The organism is Nitrospinota bacterium, assembly GCA_027619975.1.
In the GTDB taxonomy this organism is placed as follows: domain Bacteria; phylum Nitrospinota; class Nitrospinia; order Nitrospinales; family VA-1; genus JADFGI01.
Map to the genome: position 1 here is coordinate 47755 of JAQCGX010000007.1, position 16865 is coordinate 64619.

Below are 16865 nucleotides of genomic sequence, written 5' to 3' on the forward strand. Positions count from 1 at the left end.
CCAATTTTAAGGTTATTTTAAAATGAAACAATGGAAGTCCGCGATTGTTATTTTTGTGACTATTTTGATCGTCGCTTGTGGGACAAGTTCAAGCGATGTTGAGCAGTGCCTTGAAAATGGAAGCTGTGTCGCCACTCTTGACGTGTTAAAAATATCAGGGGATCTTCCTCTGAGTCCTGATGCCACGTTCTGGAGTTCTCCGGATGCCCCCAAAAAGATCTCTCTTGAATTGGGGCCGCAAATGATCACCAATCCCAAATGGCCGAATCCCTCTGTGAAAGAAGTCAACCTGAGCGCCGTGAGCAACGGATCGGATATCGCATTTCTTCTGGAATGGGAAGATGCAGCGAAGGATAATTTTTATGGTCATTCCGATCGCTACACGGATCAGGCCGCCCTCATGTTTCCTTTGCAGCCAGCGGCAGAGGCGCCAATGATTACCATGGGAAGCGAAAATGAGGTGGTCAACATCTGGCAGTGGAAAGCGGCCTGGGAAAAGGACATTGGCGATCAAAATAATAAGCGTACACGCGGGCCGGATGATTTTACATCGACAGGAACGACGGTCGCGCGTCCTGACCGGGCATCCCCTGTTGAAGATTTGAACGCCGAGGGTTTCAGCACCCTGACGATTCAAGACGAACAAAACGTTCAAGGGAAAGGGGTATGGAAAAACAATCGTTGGCGTGTCGTTTTTCGTCGTTCGCTCACCGACTCCGATTCCGGAGATGCTCAATTCAAGGGGGCAACCCAGATGGCTGTTGCAGTATGGAACGGAGGTAATAATGAACGTAATGGTCAGAAAGGAATCATTGGCTGGATTCTTTTACGCCTCCACTAATCAGTTGATTCTCTGTAGGATCCCAAAATTCCTATCTTATCGTCAGTTATAGCAAATAGGCTTTCCTTGTCATAATTCTTTCGTTATTCTAATAGCGTGAAGGCTGTCTGGGTTTATTATTCCGTGCTCTTTACATAAGTATTCTTTTTTAGAATGCCTATTTTTGCTGTGTTCAAATCTAACCATTTTCATTATATAAAAATCTAGGAGCGTATCATTATGGAGGAGTCTTTTGTTAAGCGATTAACTACTCTTTTTATTGTGTTATCACTGTTAATTTCGGGTGGTTGCGCCACCGTATATCAGGAAACTGCGGCACGGGTGTGGCAGGATCGATCTGGACAGGACCAAAAATTGACTTGAAAATTCATACGTCTATTTTGGATCGTTTATCAGATAAAGACAAAGGCCTTCTTCTCGATGTCAGTGCCGATGTTTGGGAACAGCGGGTCATGCTCACCGGCACTTTAGACGACTCGGCGGTTCACAAGGAAGTGATAAAACTTGCAAAACAGGATGACAGAATCAAGAAATTTTATGATCATATCCAAATAGTGACCAAGGAAGAAAAAGAAGCTCGGCGTAAACAAAAGGAAGATCAAAAACAGAATAAAGGCAAGGAAGATGAGAAAAGCGGTGTCGGGCAAACAGTGGATGACTTCTGGATTGAAACTAAAATCAAGGCTCAACTGATAACTGGACAAAACGTGACCTCGGTCAATTATTTTTACAGGTCGGTTAAAAACAATGTCTATGTGATTGGAAAAGCCAAGAGTCAATTTGAAAAGGACAAGGTTCTTCAAGTCATCAAGGATACAAAGGGAGTAACGTCAGTTACGGAACACATTGAAGTGGTTTCGGAAGCGGCTTATCAAAATTTATATTTTGATATCTGGGAGAGGAAATAAAATTTTATGAAAATTAAAACTCATGCCTTTCTGCTTTCCGGTTTGATAATGTTATTTGGTCTTATAGTAGTGGAGCACTCGTCTGCTGCCACGGCGAGAGAGATCAATGTGGGTGTGGATGTTGCTTTGGAACGTTTTCACAAAGAAGTCCACGGCAGTGAAGGCCTGTTAAAAAAATCAAAAGGTGTTCTTGTATTTCCGAAAGTATACAAAGCCGGGTTTGGAATTGGCGGAGAATATGGTGAGGGAGCACTACGAATCAATGGCAAGTCGGTTGAATATTACAACACGGCGGCGGCATCGATCGGGTTTCAGCTGGGTGCCCAGGTCAAGACGGTAATTCTTGTTTTCATGAGTGAAAAAACACTGAAGGAGTTTCGAGCCAGCGAGGGTTGGGAAGCCGGTGTTGATGGGTCGGTTGCCTTGATCACTCTGGGGATGGGAGATTCTTTGGATACCACCAATGTTAAAGACCCCATTGTCGGGTTTATTTTGGGACAGAAGGGATTGATGTATAACCTGACGTTGGAAGGTTCTAAGTTTACCAAATTGGATAAAACAGAATGATAGGAAGTCAGGGTTGAATTTAATGGGAAGGACTTTTGATTATTTCCTTTTCCAGGTTGTTTTTGAATTTAGTGAACGTATCTCTTAAATAAGGACACAAGGTTTCTTTGAGTTTCTCAGGAACCCAATTAATTTTTTCAACCGGCCAGTTTTCCACCTGCTGGATATCCAGACCCTCCTGTTTGTAAGGAGCCGCGAGAGATTCTTCATAGCCATACACCAACGCGTTGGAGTAGACCTTGTGAAACTGTTCCTCAATAAGCTCCTCGTCGTGCATTCCCGTCAAAAAATGTTCCAATAATTCTTTTGCGATGGGTTTTGCATGTTCCGCAAAGTCGGGAGTTAAAGCTGGCAGCAGTGTGAAGTACGTGATCAAAACATCCTGTAGAAGGAACTTCAATTCTTCCTTTGTTTTTTTGACGGGCCGCTTGTCTATATTGAGAAGTTCCTTGAGCACCTTGATATTGCGGACGGCGTCATACACGATGGACTCTTCCCAGGGTGCCGAGTTCCAAACGAAAAAGGCGCGGTGAAACTTCACCCGTTGGCTGGCGTCCCACATTTGCAGGGTGGTGGTGGGCTTAATTTTGTTAGTGTAGGGAATGGGTTCTCCCCACCGGGGGTCGATAAAATCCAGCCCGTAATTTTTAAATGTAGTTCTGGCCGTTTGATGGTAGGTCTCCATGAATTGTTCAAATATGGAACTGTCATCCAGCGGGCCGTTTTGCGGCAGACTGACGATATTGTAAAGACGGACGACATTGGTACGGGCTTTTCCATTTTCATCGGCGACCAAATAAGAACCTCCCCACATCCCACCTGAAAGAGGAACATCGATCTTTATATTTTGTTTCAGACGAATTGAAACAATTTCTGCGATGCCTTGAAACACCTCGTGTAAATAGTACAAATTGATTCTGTCGTCTTCCGAAAATAGGTGTTTGGGAAACTTGGGGAGCTGTCTCATGATTCAGGGTATTTTCGAATTTTGGTTGAAGGAGTCACATTTGTAAAAGAAAACCGTCCTCCATCTCCTCATCCAGATAGTCCGGCAATTGCGTGGTTTTATCGGTAATGGCCGACTCGATTTGCCCCGCAGTTAAACCGGTCGCCCCGGTAAGATTGGTTCCCTTTAAATTTGCTTGAGTGAACAAGACTTCTTCACTGAACAGAGCGCCGCGCAAGTCTGCATTTTGTAGATTAGCGAATTGCAGGTTGGCTTCGAAGAAATTTACCTCCCTGAGATCCGCGTTTTCAAAATTTGCCCGTTGCAGATTGGTTTCCTGGAGTTTTGCCTTGCGCAATTTGGCATCGCTCAGAACCGCGTTGTTGAGGTTGCAGGATTGCAGTTTGGCTTCTTTAAGATTGGCCTTTTGCAGATTAAATTTTGAAAGCTGTTTTCCTCGGAGATCCGCCTGAAAGAGGTCGGGGACTACATCGGGGTTTTTTTCTACCCAGTCGTTCCAGACCTCAGCCCCTTTGTTGATTAAAGATAAATGATTTTCATCTGCCACATTGCAACCTCAAAAATAGCGCCCTGAATTTTTAAATTCGGGCGAGGGTGATCAATCAGTAACCGCACCTTTGGATGCGGAAGATACCAGTTTGGCATATTTTGCAAGGACACCCGATTTGTATTTGATCGGCGGCGCGGTCCATTTATTTTTTCTTGTTTGAATTTCTTCCTCAGACAATTTGACTTCCAGCAAATGTTGGTCGATGTCGACGACAATCGTGTCTCCTTCTTCCAGCAAGGCGATCATGCCGCCGACCTGAGCCTCCGGCGCGACATGGCCGATAACGACCCCGTAGGTGCCGCCTGAAAACCTGCCATCGGTGATGAGTGCCACTTTATCGCCCAATCCTTCGCCTACCAGGGCGGAAGTGGGAGCCAGCATTTCCCGCATGCCGGGCCCTCCTTTGGGGCCTTCATAACGGATGACAACGACATCGCCAGCCTTGATTTCGTTTTTCAGGATAGCGTCGAGAGACTCTTCTTCCGAATTAAAAACCCGGGCCGGGCCTTCGATGCGGCGGGTTTTCACGCCTGATATCTTGGCGACGGAACCTTCCGGGCTGATATTTCCTTTTAGAATGACCAAATGACCTTGCTTCGATTTTGGTTTGTCCAAAGGTAAAATAACGTCCTGCCGGGAGTCGGGCATATCAGGAACATCTTTTAGATTTTCCGCCACGGTTTTTCCGGTGACGGTCAGGCAGTCTCCATGAATCAGGCCGGCGTTCAACAGCATTTTCATGACCTGGGGAATGCCTCCCGCTTGATGCAGATCGGTGGCGACATATTTCCCTGAAGGTTTGAGGTCGCAAAAATGCGGAGTCCTTGCCCGGATGGTTTCAAAATCTTCGATCTTCAAATCCACTTCCAGCGAGTGAGCTATCGCCAATAGATGCAGAACCGCATTGGTGGACCCGCCGACGGCCATGACCACCGCAATCGCATTTTCCAGCGATTTGCGGGTGATGATATCTCTGGTGACAATGTTTTTCTCCAGCAGGGGGAACAACGCCGCCGCACTTTGGCCGGTGCTGATCTCTTTTTCTTTGTCCTCGTTGGTCATGGTGGAACTGTAAGGAAGACTCAACCCCATCGCTTCAATGGCCGATGACATGGTGTTGGCGGTGAACATGCCGCCGCAGGAACCGAATCCGGGACAGGCGTGTTTTTCTATCGCAAACAGTTCTTCCTGGTCGATAGACCCGGCGCTGTATTGACCGACGGCTTCGAAGGCACTGACCACGGTTAAATCCTGGCCGTGTAAATGGCCGGGTTTGATGGTGCCGCCATAAACAAATATTCCGGGAATATCCAGACGGGCCATGGCGATCATGGCTCCGGGCATATTTTTGTCACATCCGCCGATGCAGATGACCGCATCTAAATTTGCACCCCGGCAGACGGTTTCGATCGAGTCGGCAATGACTTCGCGGCTGACGAGGGAGCATTTCATCCCTTCAGTTCCCATGGAGATGCCGTCACTCACGGTGATGGTGCCGAACATTTGCGGCATGCCACCTTTTTCCCGGATTTCGCCAGAGGCAATGTCGGCCAGCTTGCCAAGACCGGCATTGCAGGGTGTAACAGTGCTTTGCCCGTTGGCGATGCCGATGATGGGTTTATCAAAATCATCGTCCGTGAAACCCACGGCTCTCAGCATGGCGCGGTTGGGTGAACGCTTGTCCCCCCCCGTAATAATAAGGCTTTTCCGGTTCAGAGGGCCTGTGGCCTTTTCCGACATGATGAACTCCTCTAAATAAAAATTATTAACGGATTCTTTCCGCTGGATAGGATTGTTAGGAACACCAATCATAACCTTTTGAGATGAAATTTTAAAATAAATTATAACGATATCAATCGCTAACGAGGATGACGGAAGGTCGATTAATGTACCCGGAGTCCTCATTCGGATGAGCGATAACGTAGTGCTGGGGGGCAGGGGAGGGGATCAATTCAACTTCAGCCCCGTGCCATTGGATTTCGTGGCAGAAAGGAATCAAGGGGGATTTGCGGTCCACTTTCCAGGTTTTTTGCTTGATCTTCTCGGACTCTCCCGTTCGGCTTTTAAGAAATCGGGGAAGATGAAATATACGCTGGGAATACAGGTAATCCAGTTTTAATAAATCAAATTCCAAGTCGGTGTTTCCCAGGGAAAAAACGTCGTGCAAAATTTTATACTGCTTGTCTAAAGAATTGGACTGGAACAACAGGCCATTGTCATCCATGAACACGAGAAGACGATCGAACAGTATCACAGAGTCCCATTTTTTTAACAGGTGATCGATGGAATACCGAAAGCGCTTTGAGTTATAGAACATGTCAAAAACCTCGGTGAATTTCTTGAGATAGATCACCTCGTCCGATGAAAGAAGGTTGTTGCTGATGATCTCGTAAGGGGGGGTGGATTGATATTGATATCCATGTCTTTCTATTTCCGAATTAATGGGAGCTCCGGGCAGAAATTTTAGAAACCCGAGTTGCAGTTCATGCGGTTTCAACGCCAGCACCTGTTTAAATGATTCCAGCATTTGTTCCAGCGTTTCACCGGGTAGACCAAATATCAAATCACAGTGGCAGTGAATTTTGTCCTGGCGGCTCAACTCTGCAATCGCGTCAAACAGCTTTTTATTATTTTGCTTTCTCTGAATCGAATCCTGCGTGGTGTCATCGGTCGTTTGAACACCGATTTCAAATTGAAACATTCCTTCTGGAACAGTGGCGAGAAAATCCAGAATGTCCGGCGTTAAAATATCCGCCACGACTTCAAAATGAAACGATGCGCCTTCGAACCGGGTCAGCCACTGCATCAACTCCTGCATTTGTTTTGGCTTTAAATTGAATGTGCGGTCAACGAATTTGATCCGTTTGGCTCCCGACGCAACCAGCTGCTCAATTTGTTTCTTCGTGTCGTCCTGTTCAAAATAGCGGACTTTCTTGTCCAGAGCGGATAAGCAGAACGAGCAGAGGTAAGGACAGCCTCTTGAAGTCTCAAGATACGCGATACGATTTTTTAAATGCGGGTAATCTTCCTCAAGGTAAGGAGGAACCAACTCCGGCAAATCCACTCCATAGGTGTTCCAGCGGTCCAACACGTCCTTTGGCGGGTTTTCGTTACGCTGTTGATACTGAAGAAACTCGACCCACTTGTTCTCGCCTTCCCCTGAGATGACGGTGTATTGATCCGACAATTCTTTTTCAAACGAGACTTCCGGTCCGCCGATGACGATTTTCAGTTCCGGGTTCTGTTTTCTCAACCGCTCGATCAATTCGAAACTTTGATGGCGGTTCCAGATATAGATGCTGAGTCCCAGAATATCAGGCTGGCGTTGTTGAATCTCGGCGGCGATTTTCCAGACGGGTTGATTGATAACGAATTCATGAATCCAGACATTTTGATAGCCTGCAGTCCGGGCCGCATTCCTTAGGTATCTCAAACTCAGGGCGGTCTGAATGAATTTAGCGTTGAGGGTAATGAGGCCGATGGATCGTTTCATAGGAGTTGTACAGGGGCCTCTGGAAGTTGATATCTTATGGCTTTTGCAATCGCCAATCCCTTTTTTAAAGGGGCTGGCTCATAGTTAAAGTTAAATTTTTGGAACGTTTTCAATTATAAAGCAAGGGGCAGGGCGATACGGAGAAAACTTCGCGATTATTTTCGTTGGCACACTTTACAGTAAAATGTCGATCTTCCGGAATGGACGGCCCGCACGATGGGAGTTTTGCAATCGGGGCAGGGCTGGTTTTCTTTTCCGTATACGGACAAATTCACCGCATAGTAGCCGGGAGTGTTGTCGGCGCTGAAGAAATCGCGCAACGTGGTGCCACCGGATGCGATGCTGTTGTTCAGGATGTCTTGTAGAGAGGGAATCAATTGTTTCCACTCGGCAAGAGTGATTTTCCCTGCGTGGCGCATAGGTTTGATCTTCGCCTGGAATAGGGATTCGCAGGCATAGATATTACCCACACCCGTGATGCGTTTGGAATCCATGAGAAAGGATTTGATCGGCGCCTTTCGGTTTTTGGCCATTAATTTTAACGCTTTTGGGGTGGTTGTTTCACCATCCAGAGGGTCCAGGCCCAGATGGTTCAGAAGCGGGTGGCCTTCATGATTCGGTGCCCACAGGATACATCCGAAGCGGCGCGGGTCGATAAAATGTAAATAAACATCCGGCTCGAAATGGAAAATCGCGTGCGTGTGTTTCTCCACAGGTTCCAGGGACGGGTGCCGAACCACCCTCCCGCTCATCCCCAAATGTAAAAGCATGGCGCCTGTGGGGGCATGCACCAATAAATATTTTCCGCGGCGGGTGATGTCGGAAATAATTTTGCCCGTCAATTCCTCCAGCAGTTTCTGCTGCGGGATAGGAAAGCGGATGTCTTTGCGGAAAAATTTTAATTGCAGAAGGGTTTTGCTCTTTACCAGAGGGAGCAGGGCGCGTCTCAGGGTTTCAACTTCAGGAAGCTCAGGCATGGGCAGAAACCTTTAATTGGACTGCCTTGGATTCCTGATCATATCAGTCAGATGATTCCGGGGATTTTTTTTCTGGAGCTTTTGCGATCACGACCTTTGAAGGGTGGAGGATTCGACCGTTCAATTGATAGCCTTTAGAATATACTTCGGTGACGGTGTTTTCCTCATGTTCGTCCGATTCCACCTGGCACATGACTTCGTGCAGATTGGGGTCAAACGTTTTACCCAGGGCCTCTATGGGTTCCACATTTTGTTTTTCCAGAAAGGAATGAAATTGTTTCAGAATCATCTCTACGCCTTGTTGCAGGCTTTCGACTGTGGGGCTGGGAGCGGAAAGGGCGCGTTCCAGGTTGTCGTTGATGAGAGTCAGCTCTTTTAGCAGACGTTCGTTGGCGTACTGGGAAAAGTCCTCTTTTTCCTTGCGCAGTCTTTTTTTGAAATTTTCGGTTTCCGCTTTATAGCGTAGAAATTCATTTTTCAGTTCCGCAATTTCGTCTTCTTTTTTTTGCAGATTTTCATTCAGGATTTCAATAGGATCTTTTTCAGACTCCGTCACATCTTCATAATCATTTGCTTCTCCATTGATTTCTGATGGCGCTATTTCAGATTCCTGAATTTCTGAATCCAAATCCTGATCGGTGGGAAAGGTTTCTTTGTCTTTCATGATTCTATTTTAATACTCCAGATCTTTTTGCGATATTAAGTTTGAAACCGTTTTTGCGGTTTGATTTACGAGTGAGATAATTTTTTTATAGTCCATCCGTTTAGGGCCAAAAATGGCAAGCGCTCCCAATGTAGCGTCTCCCTTTTGATAATTTTGTGCAATCAAACTGCACGCTTCCATTTCTTCACCCAAAATTTCCTGTCCAATGAGGATCGTCATGCCATCGTGTTTGAGGCAATGATCCAAAAGACTGACCAGTTTGGATTTTTCTTCCAGAGCTTTTAGCAGGCCTTTGATTTTTTCCAGATCGGCTCTGAATTCAGGATGATCCAGTAAGTTTAAAGCCCCCTCCACGATGAGTGGGTTTTTTTCTAAATCTTCCGCAAAAAGCTTACTGGAAAGATCCACGGCTTTCTTTGTCAACTGGTCATAATGTTCCCGCTCATTTTTCAAACGATAAATAAGCTCCACGCGGATAGCCTGGATCGATTTCCCACTGAACTCCTTATTGAGATAATGAGAGATAGAAGTCAGTTGCTCCTGCGTTGTCTCATTTTCCAGAGGAATAATCTTGTTTTGCAGAATTCCAAGGTCAGAGTAGAACACAGCAAGGGCTTTATCGGACGCTACTTTGATAAACTCGATCTGTTTGAACAGCGTGTGAGAGAAAGGCGGGAGCATGACCAGCCCCGTTTGATTCGAATTTTTGGAAAGCATTTCGCACGCGGTTTCTAAAACCTCCTGAAGATTGTGACTTCCCGTTCCATAATCATCGGTCTGACCATCGACTTCTTTTAAAAAGTTTTGTGGGTTGAGGAGGTGATTCACATAAAATTGATAGCCTTGGTCCGTTGGGATGCGGCCTGAGGACGTGTGGGGTTGATGCAGATATCCCAACTCTTCCAAATCCGACATCGCATTGCGGATGGTTGCGGCGCTCAATTTTTCAGGATGTTTTTTTGAGATGCTTCGGGAGCCTACCGGTTCCGCATTTTGGATGTAATCGTTGACCACTTCCAATAGCACCGATCTCCTTCTGGCATCCAACTGAAAATTACCCATGGGTTGATTGGTGAATTCACCTGAAGGATTGATTACTAAACCTTTTATTTAAATAAATTAGCAGTCAAGGGGGGTAATGTCAACAACAAGCAAGTTTCATCAAATCATCCTAACCAGATAAGGAATCACTGATTTCATTGAGGTTAAGCAAGTTCATGCTTCTGCTTAAGGGGAGATGAAGTTGGGGCGGGTAAAGAAATGGTGAAAATGGTTCCCTGGGAGGGTTTGCTTTTGACGGTAATTTCCCCACCGTGCTGGGTTGCAATTTTCTGGCAAATAGCGAGACCCATTCCCGTCCCTTCATATTGATCGTTTGTGTGCAGACGCTCAAAGGGCTTGAAAATTTTATGCGTATATTTTTCATCAAAACCGATTCCATTGTCCTCAACAGAGATCCGATAAAATCCACCCGTTTTCGAAGAACACCTTATTTTGATAACGGGAGGAACATCTGTTTTATGGTACTTGAGAGCGTTTGAGATCAGGTTTTGAAACAGTTGGCGCATTTGAAAATTATCCCCGCTGATGATGGGCAAACGCCCCATAAAAACCTTTCCCTGGCTTTTTTTGATCATTAAATCAAGGTCTTCCACGACTTGGGGGACCAGCTTATTCAGGTCAATCGGCGCCAATTTTTTTGTTTTAGCGGCTACCTTGGAAAACGCGAGGAGGTCATCAATAAACCGTCGCATTCGCTCAGCGGATTTTTGCATTCGTTTCAAGGTTTCCGGGCCTTGTGGGTCCTGATTGGAAATTTGCGTTTCCAAACGGTCTCCAAAAATTATGATTTTGCGAAGCGGTTCCTGAAGATCATGAGAGGCAATGGCGGCGAAATCCTGCAACTCTATATTGCTGCGCTCCAGTTCAACAGCGTAGGTTTTAAGCTTAGTTTCTGCCGTTTTACGTTCGGTGATATCCTTCACGGTCCCTATGAACCGGATTTTGCCTGAAACAGTAATTTCCCGGACGGATAATTCCAGGTCAAAAATAGACCCGTTTTTGCGCATGCCCGGGACTTCCCGGTTGAGTTCAAGGATCCTTGCCTGTCCTGTGGACAAATACCGTTGCAGGTATCCGTCATGGTCGGACCGGTAGGGCTCCGGCATCAGGAATTTTATGTTGCGACCGAGCACCTCCGAAACTTGATAGCCAAAGATTTTCTCCGCCGCCGGGTTGAAGGTTTCGATCGAGCCCAACTCATCAATGGTGATGATGGCGTCGCCGGCGTTGTTCATCATTGCGCGGAAACGGATTTCACTTTCAGTTATTTTTTGCAGAGCCGCTTGGCGGTCACTTTCTGTGTGAACCTGGCGGATATGAAATAAAAAGGCGGAAAAAGTGGAAAGCGCGAAAAGCCCGAATATTAAAACAAACCAGTAGTTCATGGTTTGCAAAGGCGAAAATGCCTCGTCCACATCCATTTCCGTGGTCACTCCAAAAAAGTGATCCGGAAGCCAGGTCCAGGCGCCTACCACCAGCCCTCCCCGGTAATCGGTGTATCCGTCCACATTGACCCCCGTTTCTCCCTGTGTTGCGCTTGCGGCCATGAGCGTCAGCGGTTGTTGCGAGCGAGGAAGGGTAGGGCGGAAACCTTCCATCATGTTCCCGCCGGGGTTGCGGATTTGCATTTGCAGAATGGCGCGGTTCTCGGGTTGGTTCGGGAGAAGTCCCGCCTTTTTCAGTTGCGGGATGAATCGGCTGTCTGAGAGCATGAGACCATCGCCGTTAAAGGCATAGGTTTCTCCTGTTTGTCCCCAACGGCTGATTTCCAACATACGGGTGAAGGCGATCTCCGGGCGAATACGAAATGACAACACCCCGACGATTTCCCCGGCAGGGTTGCGGATAGGGGTGGAAGCAAACATGGTGGGCCAGTTTTTCCGCCAGATGCCATGAATGTCCGGCAAGTCAACCTCACCTGCAAGCGGATGAGAGACAACCGTGTCTCCTTGCAGGGAGCGGTAGAAAAAATCAGACCGTTCGATCAATTAACGCTTGCCGAGGGGCGCATCCAAAAGAGCTCCAACCTGAAAACCCGTGCTGTCCAATAGAACGAACCCTATAAAACCGTATTTTTTGCATGCGGCGCCAAGGTGCTCTCTTAGCCAAATGAGTTCCTGAGTTTCTCTTAAAAACTCTGGTTTCAAATCCTCATGTCTGGCAAGTTCGATTAAGGAAAGTATTTTTTTCCGGATTTCGGGTTGCGCCGCCAAAACCTGGGCATCCAGTTTTTTATCTTCTACCCAGATTTTTAAGGCTTCTACGTTAGCGAAAAGGGTTGTCTGAAGCTGTGCGGCGAGATTCCTTTTCATCTCCTTCTCGACAGCCGCCAGCCCAAACCAGCCAATGGCGGCAAGGAGGAAGATAGTGGCAAAGGATAAGCGGACATTGGGCGAAAGCAGGAGGGATAACCTTTCACCCCAGTGTTTTGATTGAGTTTTTAAAGCCAATTCTCGAGGATTGCTGCTATTTACCTCATTTACCATTCGATTCCTTTAAAAACGAGTCTGCAGGTTTATAGTTTTTTGGCAAGAAAAATCATGAGCATTGGCACTGACTGGCTAGGTTTCAATAAGTTACATCATTTAGAACTGTAAAAAATAATGAGTGAGCAAATAATACAGCGGTTTGTTTATTATGGGCATCTCTAAAAATAGACTAAATGTTCCTAATCGTTAATTTAAGGAGATGGCTTTGTTTTAGTGGGACAGGCAACCTACCCTTAAATTTAAGGATAGGTCGCCCGTGCCACCGATATAAGAAATCTTGTGCAATGTTCGATTTCCCGTAATAAACTAATTTTTAGAGGTGTCCTTATTCTTTTTGGTTGGAAATATTGAGAACGGGTCAGTACGATAAAACTAACTCATTGAAACACAATACATTTCCCGTAACAATCGTGCCAAATGTGAAAAAAATGTAGCATTAAGTACTACAATGGGAGGGATTGGGAATGAAGGAGCAGATTAGTTAATAAGACCGCTCTTTATGGCGTAATAGGCCAGTTGGGAATTATTGCTCAATTTCATCTTTTCCAGGATCCGGCCTCTATAGGTGCTGATGGTGGGGACGCTCAGGGAAAGTTCTGTAGCGATTTCCGATACAGTTTTTCCCGACGCGATCATGCAGAACACCTGGTATTCTCTATCTGAAAGGGACTGATGAAGAGGTTTTTCCGAGTCAAAGTCAAGGTCGCAAGCCAACTTCTCTGCGAGAGCGGGGCTAACGTACTTCCTTCCCTCGGCTACTTTCCGGATAGTTTCGATCAACTGCTTTTTTGAGCAGGTTTTAGGCAAAAAACCTGCCGCGCCTGCCTTTAAACACCTTAAGGCGTACTGGTCCTCGGGTAAGCTACTGAATATTAAAACGGGAAGGTCCGGCCGTTCCGACCGAATTGTTTTAAGGACATCCAAACCGCCGAAGCCGGACATGCTGATATCGAATAAGACCATATTAAATTTGGTTTCACCGACTTTTTTCAGTAAGTCGGGTACGTTTGTTACTTCTTCTTCGATCGTTATATCGGGGGTGTGCTCAAAGACACATTGTATTCCCTGGCACGCTATTGGATGCTCATCGGCAAGAAGGACTTTGATGTTTTTTGTTTCTGTTGTGAGCATGTTCTTTTCAGACGAGCACTACACTCGCTGGCCTCCGTTTATTCAAGTTAAGCCAACGTCAAAAATTTTCTTCTCCTGATAGGAGAGATCGATTCGGAGAGGCTAAAATTCCATTTTAAAAATAATTGGTTTTTATTGTTTGGAACTCAGAGTTTGGAAATAATAAATAAAGACTGACTCCAAGGGGTGCCATCTCTTGACGGGCAAAGCGGATGGAGGAAACCAACATTGCATCAATCAACAAAATGAGTGCCATTATGATGGCTGAACCTGAAAAACAACAATCATCTTTATAATGATTTTTTTGTAGGAGTTATGACTACAATTCAGGATGCCTGTAGGTAGAAAGGAAGGAATGATTTATTTTTCAATGATTTGAGTTCCCACTCCTTTTTCGGTGAATAATTCCAAAAGCAGAGAATGTTTAATACGTCCATCAATGATATGGGTTTTAGTTACCCCTCCTTGCAACGCCTCCAGACAGCAGTTGACCTTGGGGAGCATGCCGTCACGAATGACGTTGGTCTTGATAAGATTCAATGCTTTTTTGCGAGTGAGTTCAGATATCAGAGTTTGATCCTTGTCTTTGACGCCTTCCGTGTCGGTCATCAACACGAGTTTTTCCGCCTTCAGGGCGGACGCTATACTGGCCGCTACGAAATCCGCGTTGATGTTCAGGGTCTCCTGATTTTCCCCTTTGCCTATCGGGGCGATGACTGGAATAAATCCGCCCTTGTCGAGGGTATCGAGAATTTTCGGGTTGACCTGGATAATTTCTCCCACGAGGCCAAGGTCGATGATTTCTGGCCGGTCGGTCTCGGCAGATTTTTTAATCTTTCGATGACGCTTGGCGAGGATCAGGTCGCCGTCTTTTCCCGTGATGCCGACGGCCTGTCCTCCGTGGCGGTTGATGAGAGATACGATTTCTTTATTGACCTTACCCCCCAACACCATTTCCACCACATCGATGGTTTCCTTATTGGTGATTCTCTGCCCCTGAACGAATTCCGACTTGATTCCCAAAGCATCCAGCGTTTTGCCGATTTGCGGCCCACCGCCATGCACGACGATGGGATTGATGCCGACATATTTCATCAAAACAATATCGCGGGCAAAGTCCTCCTTCAAATCATCGGAGACCATTGCATTGCCGCCATATTTAACGACAATGGTTTTGCCGTAAAAAAATTTGATGAAGGGCAGAGCTTCAATCAGGATTTCAGCTTTTTGGATGCTTTTTTCCACGGGGGGTCCTTTTAGAGAATGAAGCGGCTCAGATCTTCGTTTTCGATAATGTCCTTGAGTTTGTCTTTCACATGCGACGCATCGATGGCAATGGTTTTATTCTGGAGGTCGGGAGCGTCGAAAGAAATATCCTCCAATAGCTTTTCCATGATGGTTTGCAGGCGCCGGGCGCCGATGTTTTCGGTTCGCTCATTGACGGTAGCGGACATGGCCGCGATTTCCTCAATAGCATCCTCCGAAAAGCTGATTTCGATGCCTTCCGTCTTCATAAGTGATACATATTGCTTGATCAGGGCATTGTCGGGCTCGGTGAGAATTCTGATGAAATCCGCCTTGTTGAGGGAGTCCAGCTCTACGCGGATCGGAAATCTTCCCTGAAACTCCGGGATCAGATCCGAAGGTTTTGCGGCGTGAAAAGCCCCAGCCGATATAAACAGGATGTGATCTGTTTTTACGATTCCGTATTTGGTGTTTACCGAGGAACCCTCGACAATGGGGAGCAGGTCCCGCTGTACGCCTTCTCGGGAAACATCTGCCCCGCCCTGAGCACCTTGGCGACCAATGATCTTGTCGATTTCATCGATGAAAATGATGCCGTTTTGCTGAGCCCGCTCCAATGCCTCTTCAGCCAGTTTTTCAGGGTCGATCAGTTTTTCAGCTTCCTCGCGTGCCAGCACCTTGAATGCTTCCGGGACTTTCAGTTTTTTTCTTTTAGTTTTTTGAGGAAACATAGACCCCAGCATATCCTTAATATTATTGCCCATTTCCTCCATGCCCTGACCGGATATCACATCGACCATGGGCGCGGATTTTTCCTGAATGTCAATTTCCACCATTCGGTCATCGAACCGGCCTTCTTTCAGATAACGGGCGAATTTTTCCCGGGTATTTCCGTGCGATTCATTTTCCCGGTCACGGCTGTTATCGTTCCCCTGGGAAAACGGGCTTCCCGGAGGGGGGGGCAACAATAGGTCGAGCAGACGCTCTTCGGCGTGTTCACGGGCTTTATTCTGAACCTCCTCTTCCTTTTCATCACGGACCATGGATCGGCTCAATTCCACAAGGTCCCGAACCATGGACTCAACGTCGCGTCCCACGTAACCCACTTCCGTGTATTTGGAAGCCTCTACTTTGATGAACGGGGATTTTGCAAGCCGGGCGAGGCGACGGGCGATTTCCGTTTTACCGACCCCGGTAGGGCCGATCATGAGTATATTTTTAGGTGCGACTTCGTCGCGCATTTCTTTTGATAATTTCAGACGTCGCCACCGGTTCCTGAGGGCGATGGCAACCGCACGTTTGGCCTTATTCTGGCCAACGATGAATTTATCCAGTTCCTTGACGACTTCTTTAGGAGTCAGGGAAGCCATGAATTCATCTGGAATTTTTTTATCAGGAACTTTCAGGGAAATACTTTCGTTCATAAAACTACAATTCCTCAATCGTTAAATTTGAATTGGTATAAATGCAAATGGACGATGCAATGCTCATGGCTTCTTCCACAATTTTTCGGGCGTCGAGGTCGGTATTGTCAACAAGGGCTTTGGCGGCGGCCAGGGCATACATGCCTCCAGACCCGATCGCTAGAATACCGTCGTCCGGCTCGATCACGTCTCCAGTACCGGAGACGAGAAATGATTTTTCCTTGTCCGCAACGATGAGCATGGCTTCCAGGCGGCGGAGCATTTTGTCCGTTCTCCAGTCTTTGGCCAGTTCTACAGCCGAGCGCGCCAGATTGCCCTGGAACTTTTCAAGTTTTTCTTCGAATCTCGCAAAAAGGGAAAAGGCGTCGGCGGTGGAACCCGCAAACCCACCAATGACTTTATCATGGTGCATTCTTCTCACCTTGTTGGCGCTGTGTTTCATTACCGTATTGCCGAGGGAGACTTGTCCGTCTCCACCCATGGCCACTTTGTTTTTTTGTCTGACACAAAGAATGGTTGTTGCGTGCATCATAGGAAATTATGTAAG

General features: G+C 46.6%; 16 protein-coding genes. 3 read left to right on the forward strand and 13 right to left on the reverse strand.

Features of this window, described 5'->3' with window-relative positions; genetic code table 11:
• Window positions 1-22 precede the first annotated feature (22 nt).
• The 3 genes from O3C58_03825 to O3C58_03835 all read left to right on the forward strand — a co-directional run bounded on the left by O3C58_03825 (window position 23) and on the right by O3C58_03835 (window position 2316).
• Window positions 23-841, forward strand: coding sequence for an ethylbenzene dehydrogenase-related protein (locus tag O3C58_03825; protein ID MDA0690990.1), 819 nt, complete (start codon window positions 23-25; stop codon window positions 839-841).
• Between the two features lie 323 nt (window positions 842-1164).
• Window positions 1165-1749 carry a BON domain-containing protein gene (locus O3C58_03830; GenBank protein ID MDA0690991.1) on the forward strand — a complete coding sequence of 195 codons (585 nt, stop codon included), beginning with the start codon at window positions 1165-1167 and terminating at the stop codon, window positions 1747-1749.
• A 48-nt stretch (window positions 1750-1797) separates the two neighbouring features.
• A complete protein-coding gene (locus O3C58_03835) occupies window positions 1798-2316 on the forward strand; it encodes a YSC84-related protein (GenBank protein ID MDA0690992.1) in 519 nt (172 codons plus the stop codon).
• A 19-nt stretch (window positions 2317-2335) separates the two neighbouring features.
• On the opposite strand, the gene O3C58_03840 is transcribed toward O3C58_03835, so the two are convergent.
• From O3C58_03840 to hslV, 13 genes are all read right to left on the reverse strand, one after another.
• Window positions 2336-3283 (reverse strand): hypothetical protein, encoded by a 948-nt coding sequence (locus O3C58_03840; GenBank protein MDA0690993.1) that lies wholly within the window; start codon window positions 3281-3283, stop codon window positions 2336-2338.
• A gap of 34 nt (window positions 3284-3317) precedes the next feature.
• Window positions 3318-3830: a pentapeptide repeat-containing protein gene (locus O3C58_03845; GenBank protein ID MDA0690994.1), complete on the reverse strand. Its 513-nt coding sequence runs from the start codon at window positions 3828-3830 to the stop codon at window positions 3318-3320.
• Window positions 3831-3881: 51 nt separating this feature from the next.
• Window positions 3882-5573 carry a dihydroxy-acid dehydratase gene (gene ilvD / locus O3C58_03850; GenBank protein MDA0690995.1) on the reverse strand — a complete coding sequence of 564 codons (1692 nt, stop codon included), beginning with the start codon at window positions 5571-5573 and terminating at the stop codon, window positions 3882-3884.
• A gap of 112 nt (window positions 5574-5685) precedes the next feature.
• Window positions 5686-7326 (reverse strand): DUF4080 domain-containing protein, encoded by a 1641-nt coding sequence (locus O3C58_03855; protein ID MDA0690996.1) that lies wholly within the window; start codon window positions 7324-7326, stop codon window positions 5686-5688.
• Window positions 7327-7481: 155 nt separating this feature from the next.
• Window positions 7482-8303, reverse strand: coding sequence for a bifunctional DNA-formamidopyrimidine glycosylase/DNA-(apurinic or apyrimidinic site) lyase (gene mutM / locus O3C58_03860; protein ID MDA0690997.1), 822 nt, complete (start codon window positions 8301-8303; stop codon window positions 7482-7484).
• Between the two features lie 43 nt (window positions 8304-8346).
• A complete protein-coding gene (grpE, locus tag O3C58_03865; protein MDA0690998.1) occupies window positions 8347-8967 on the reverse strand; it encodes a nucleotide exchange factor GrpE in 621 nt (206 codons plus the stop codon).
• A 9-nt stretch (window positions 8968-8976) separates the two neighbouring features.
• On the reverse strand, window positions 8977-10029 hold the full coding sequence (gene hrcA, locus O3C58_03870) for a heat-inducible transcriptional repressor HrcA (GenBank protein MDA0690999.1): 1053 nt from the start codon (window positions 10027-10029) through the stop codon (window positions 8977-8979).
• Window positions 10030-10172: 143 nt separating this feature from the next.
• A complete protein-coding gene (locus tag O3C58_03875) occupies window positions 10173-12017 on the reverse strand; it encodes a PAS domain S-box protein (GenBank protein ID MDA0691000.1) in 1845 nt (614 codons plus the stop codon).
• Window positions 12018-12515 (reverse strand): hypothetical protein, encoded by a 498-nt coding sequence (locus O3C58_03880; GenBank protein ID MDA0691001.1) that lies wholly within the window; start codon window positions 12513-12515, stop codon window positions 12018-12020.
• A 480-nt stretch (window positions 12516-12995) separates the two neighbouring features.
• Complete coding sequence (locus O3C58_03885) at window positions 12996-13649, reverse strand: response regulator transcription factor (GenBank protein MDA0691002.1); 654 nt, start codon at window positions 13647-13649, stop codon at window positions 12996-12998.
• A gap of 360 nt (window positions 13650-14009) precedes the next feature.
• Complete coding sequence (gene argB, locus O3C58_03890; GenBank protein MDA0691003.1) at window positions 14010-14894, reverse strand: acetylglutamate kinase; 885 nt, start codon at window positions 14892-14894, stop codon at window positions 14010-14012.
• An 11-nt stretch (window positions 14895-14905) separates the two neighbouring features.
• On the reverse strand, window positions 14906-16264 hold the full coding sequence (gene hslU, locus O3C58_03895) for an ATP-dependent protease ATPase subunit HslU (protein ID MDA0691004.1): 1359 nt from the start codon (window positions 16262-16264) through the stop codon (window positions 14906-14908).
• Between the two features lie 58 nt (window positions 16265-16322).
• Complete coding sequence (gene hslV, locus O3C58_03900) at window positions 16323-16847, reverse strand: ATP-dependent protease subunit HslV (protein ID MDA0691005.1); 525 nt, start codon at window positions 16845-16847, stop codon at window positions 16323-16325.
• Window positions 16848-16865: the final 18 nt, after the last annotated feature.

Bases quoted from the DNA above. Each gene is read 5' to 3' on its own strand.
- hslU (MDA0691004.1), bottom strand. From the start codon at position 16,264: ATGGCTTCCCTGACTCCTAAAGAAGTCGTCAAGGAACTGGATAAATTC.
- O3C58_03825 (MDA0690990.1), top strand. From the start codon at position 23: ATGAAACAATGGAAGTCCGCGATTGTTATTTTTGTGACTATTTTGATC.
- O3C58_03835 (MDA0690992.1), top strand. From the start codon at position 1,798: ATGTTATTTGGTCTTATAGTAGTGGAGCACTCGTCTGCTGCCACGGCG.
- hslV (MDA0691005.1), bottom strand. From the start codon at position 16,847: ATGCACGCAACAACCATTCTTTGTGTCAGACAAAAAAACAAAGTGGCC.
- grpE (MDA0690998.1), bottom strand. From the start codon at position 8,967: ATGAAAGACAAAGAAACCTTTCCCACCGATCAGGATTTGGATTCAGAA.
- O3C58_03840 (MDA0690993.1), bottom strand. From the start codon at position 3,283: ATGAGACAGCTCCCCAAGTTTCCCAAACACCTATTTTCGGAAGACGAC.
- O3C58_03885 (MDA0691002.1), bottom strand. From the start codon at position 13,649: ATGCTCACAACAGAAACAAAAAACATCAAAGTCCTTCTTGCCGATGAG.
- hrcA (MDA0690999.1), bottom strand. From the start codon at position 10,029: ATGGGTAATTTTCAGTTGGATGCCAGAAGGAGATCGGTGCTATTGGAA.
- O3C58_03855 (MDA0690996.1), bottom strand. From the start codon at position 7,326: ATGAAACGATCCATCGGCCTCATTACCCTCAACGCTAAATTCATTCAG.
- mutM (MDA0690997.1), bottom strand. From the start codon at position 8,303: ATGCCTGAGCTTCCTGAAGTTGAAACCCTGAGACGCGCCCTGCTCCCT.
- O3C58_03880 (MDA0691001.1), bottom strand. From the start codon at position 12,515: ATGGTAAATGAGGTAAATAGCAGCAATCCTCGAGAATTGGCTTTAAAA.
- ilvD (MDA0690995.1), bottom strand. From the start codon at position 5,573: ATGTCGGAAAAGGCCACAGGCCCTCTGAACCGGAAAAGCCTTATTATT.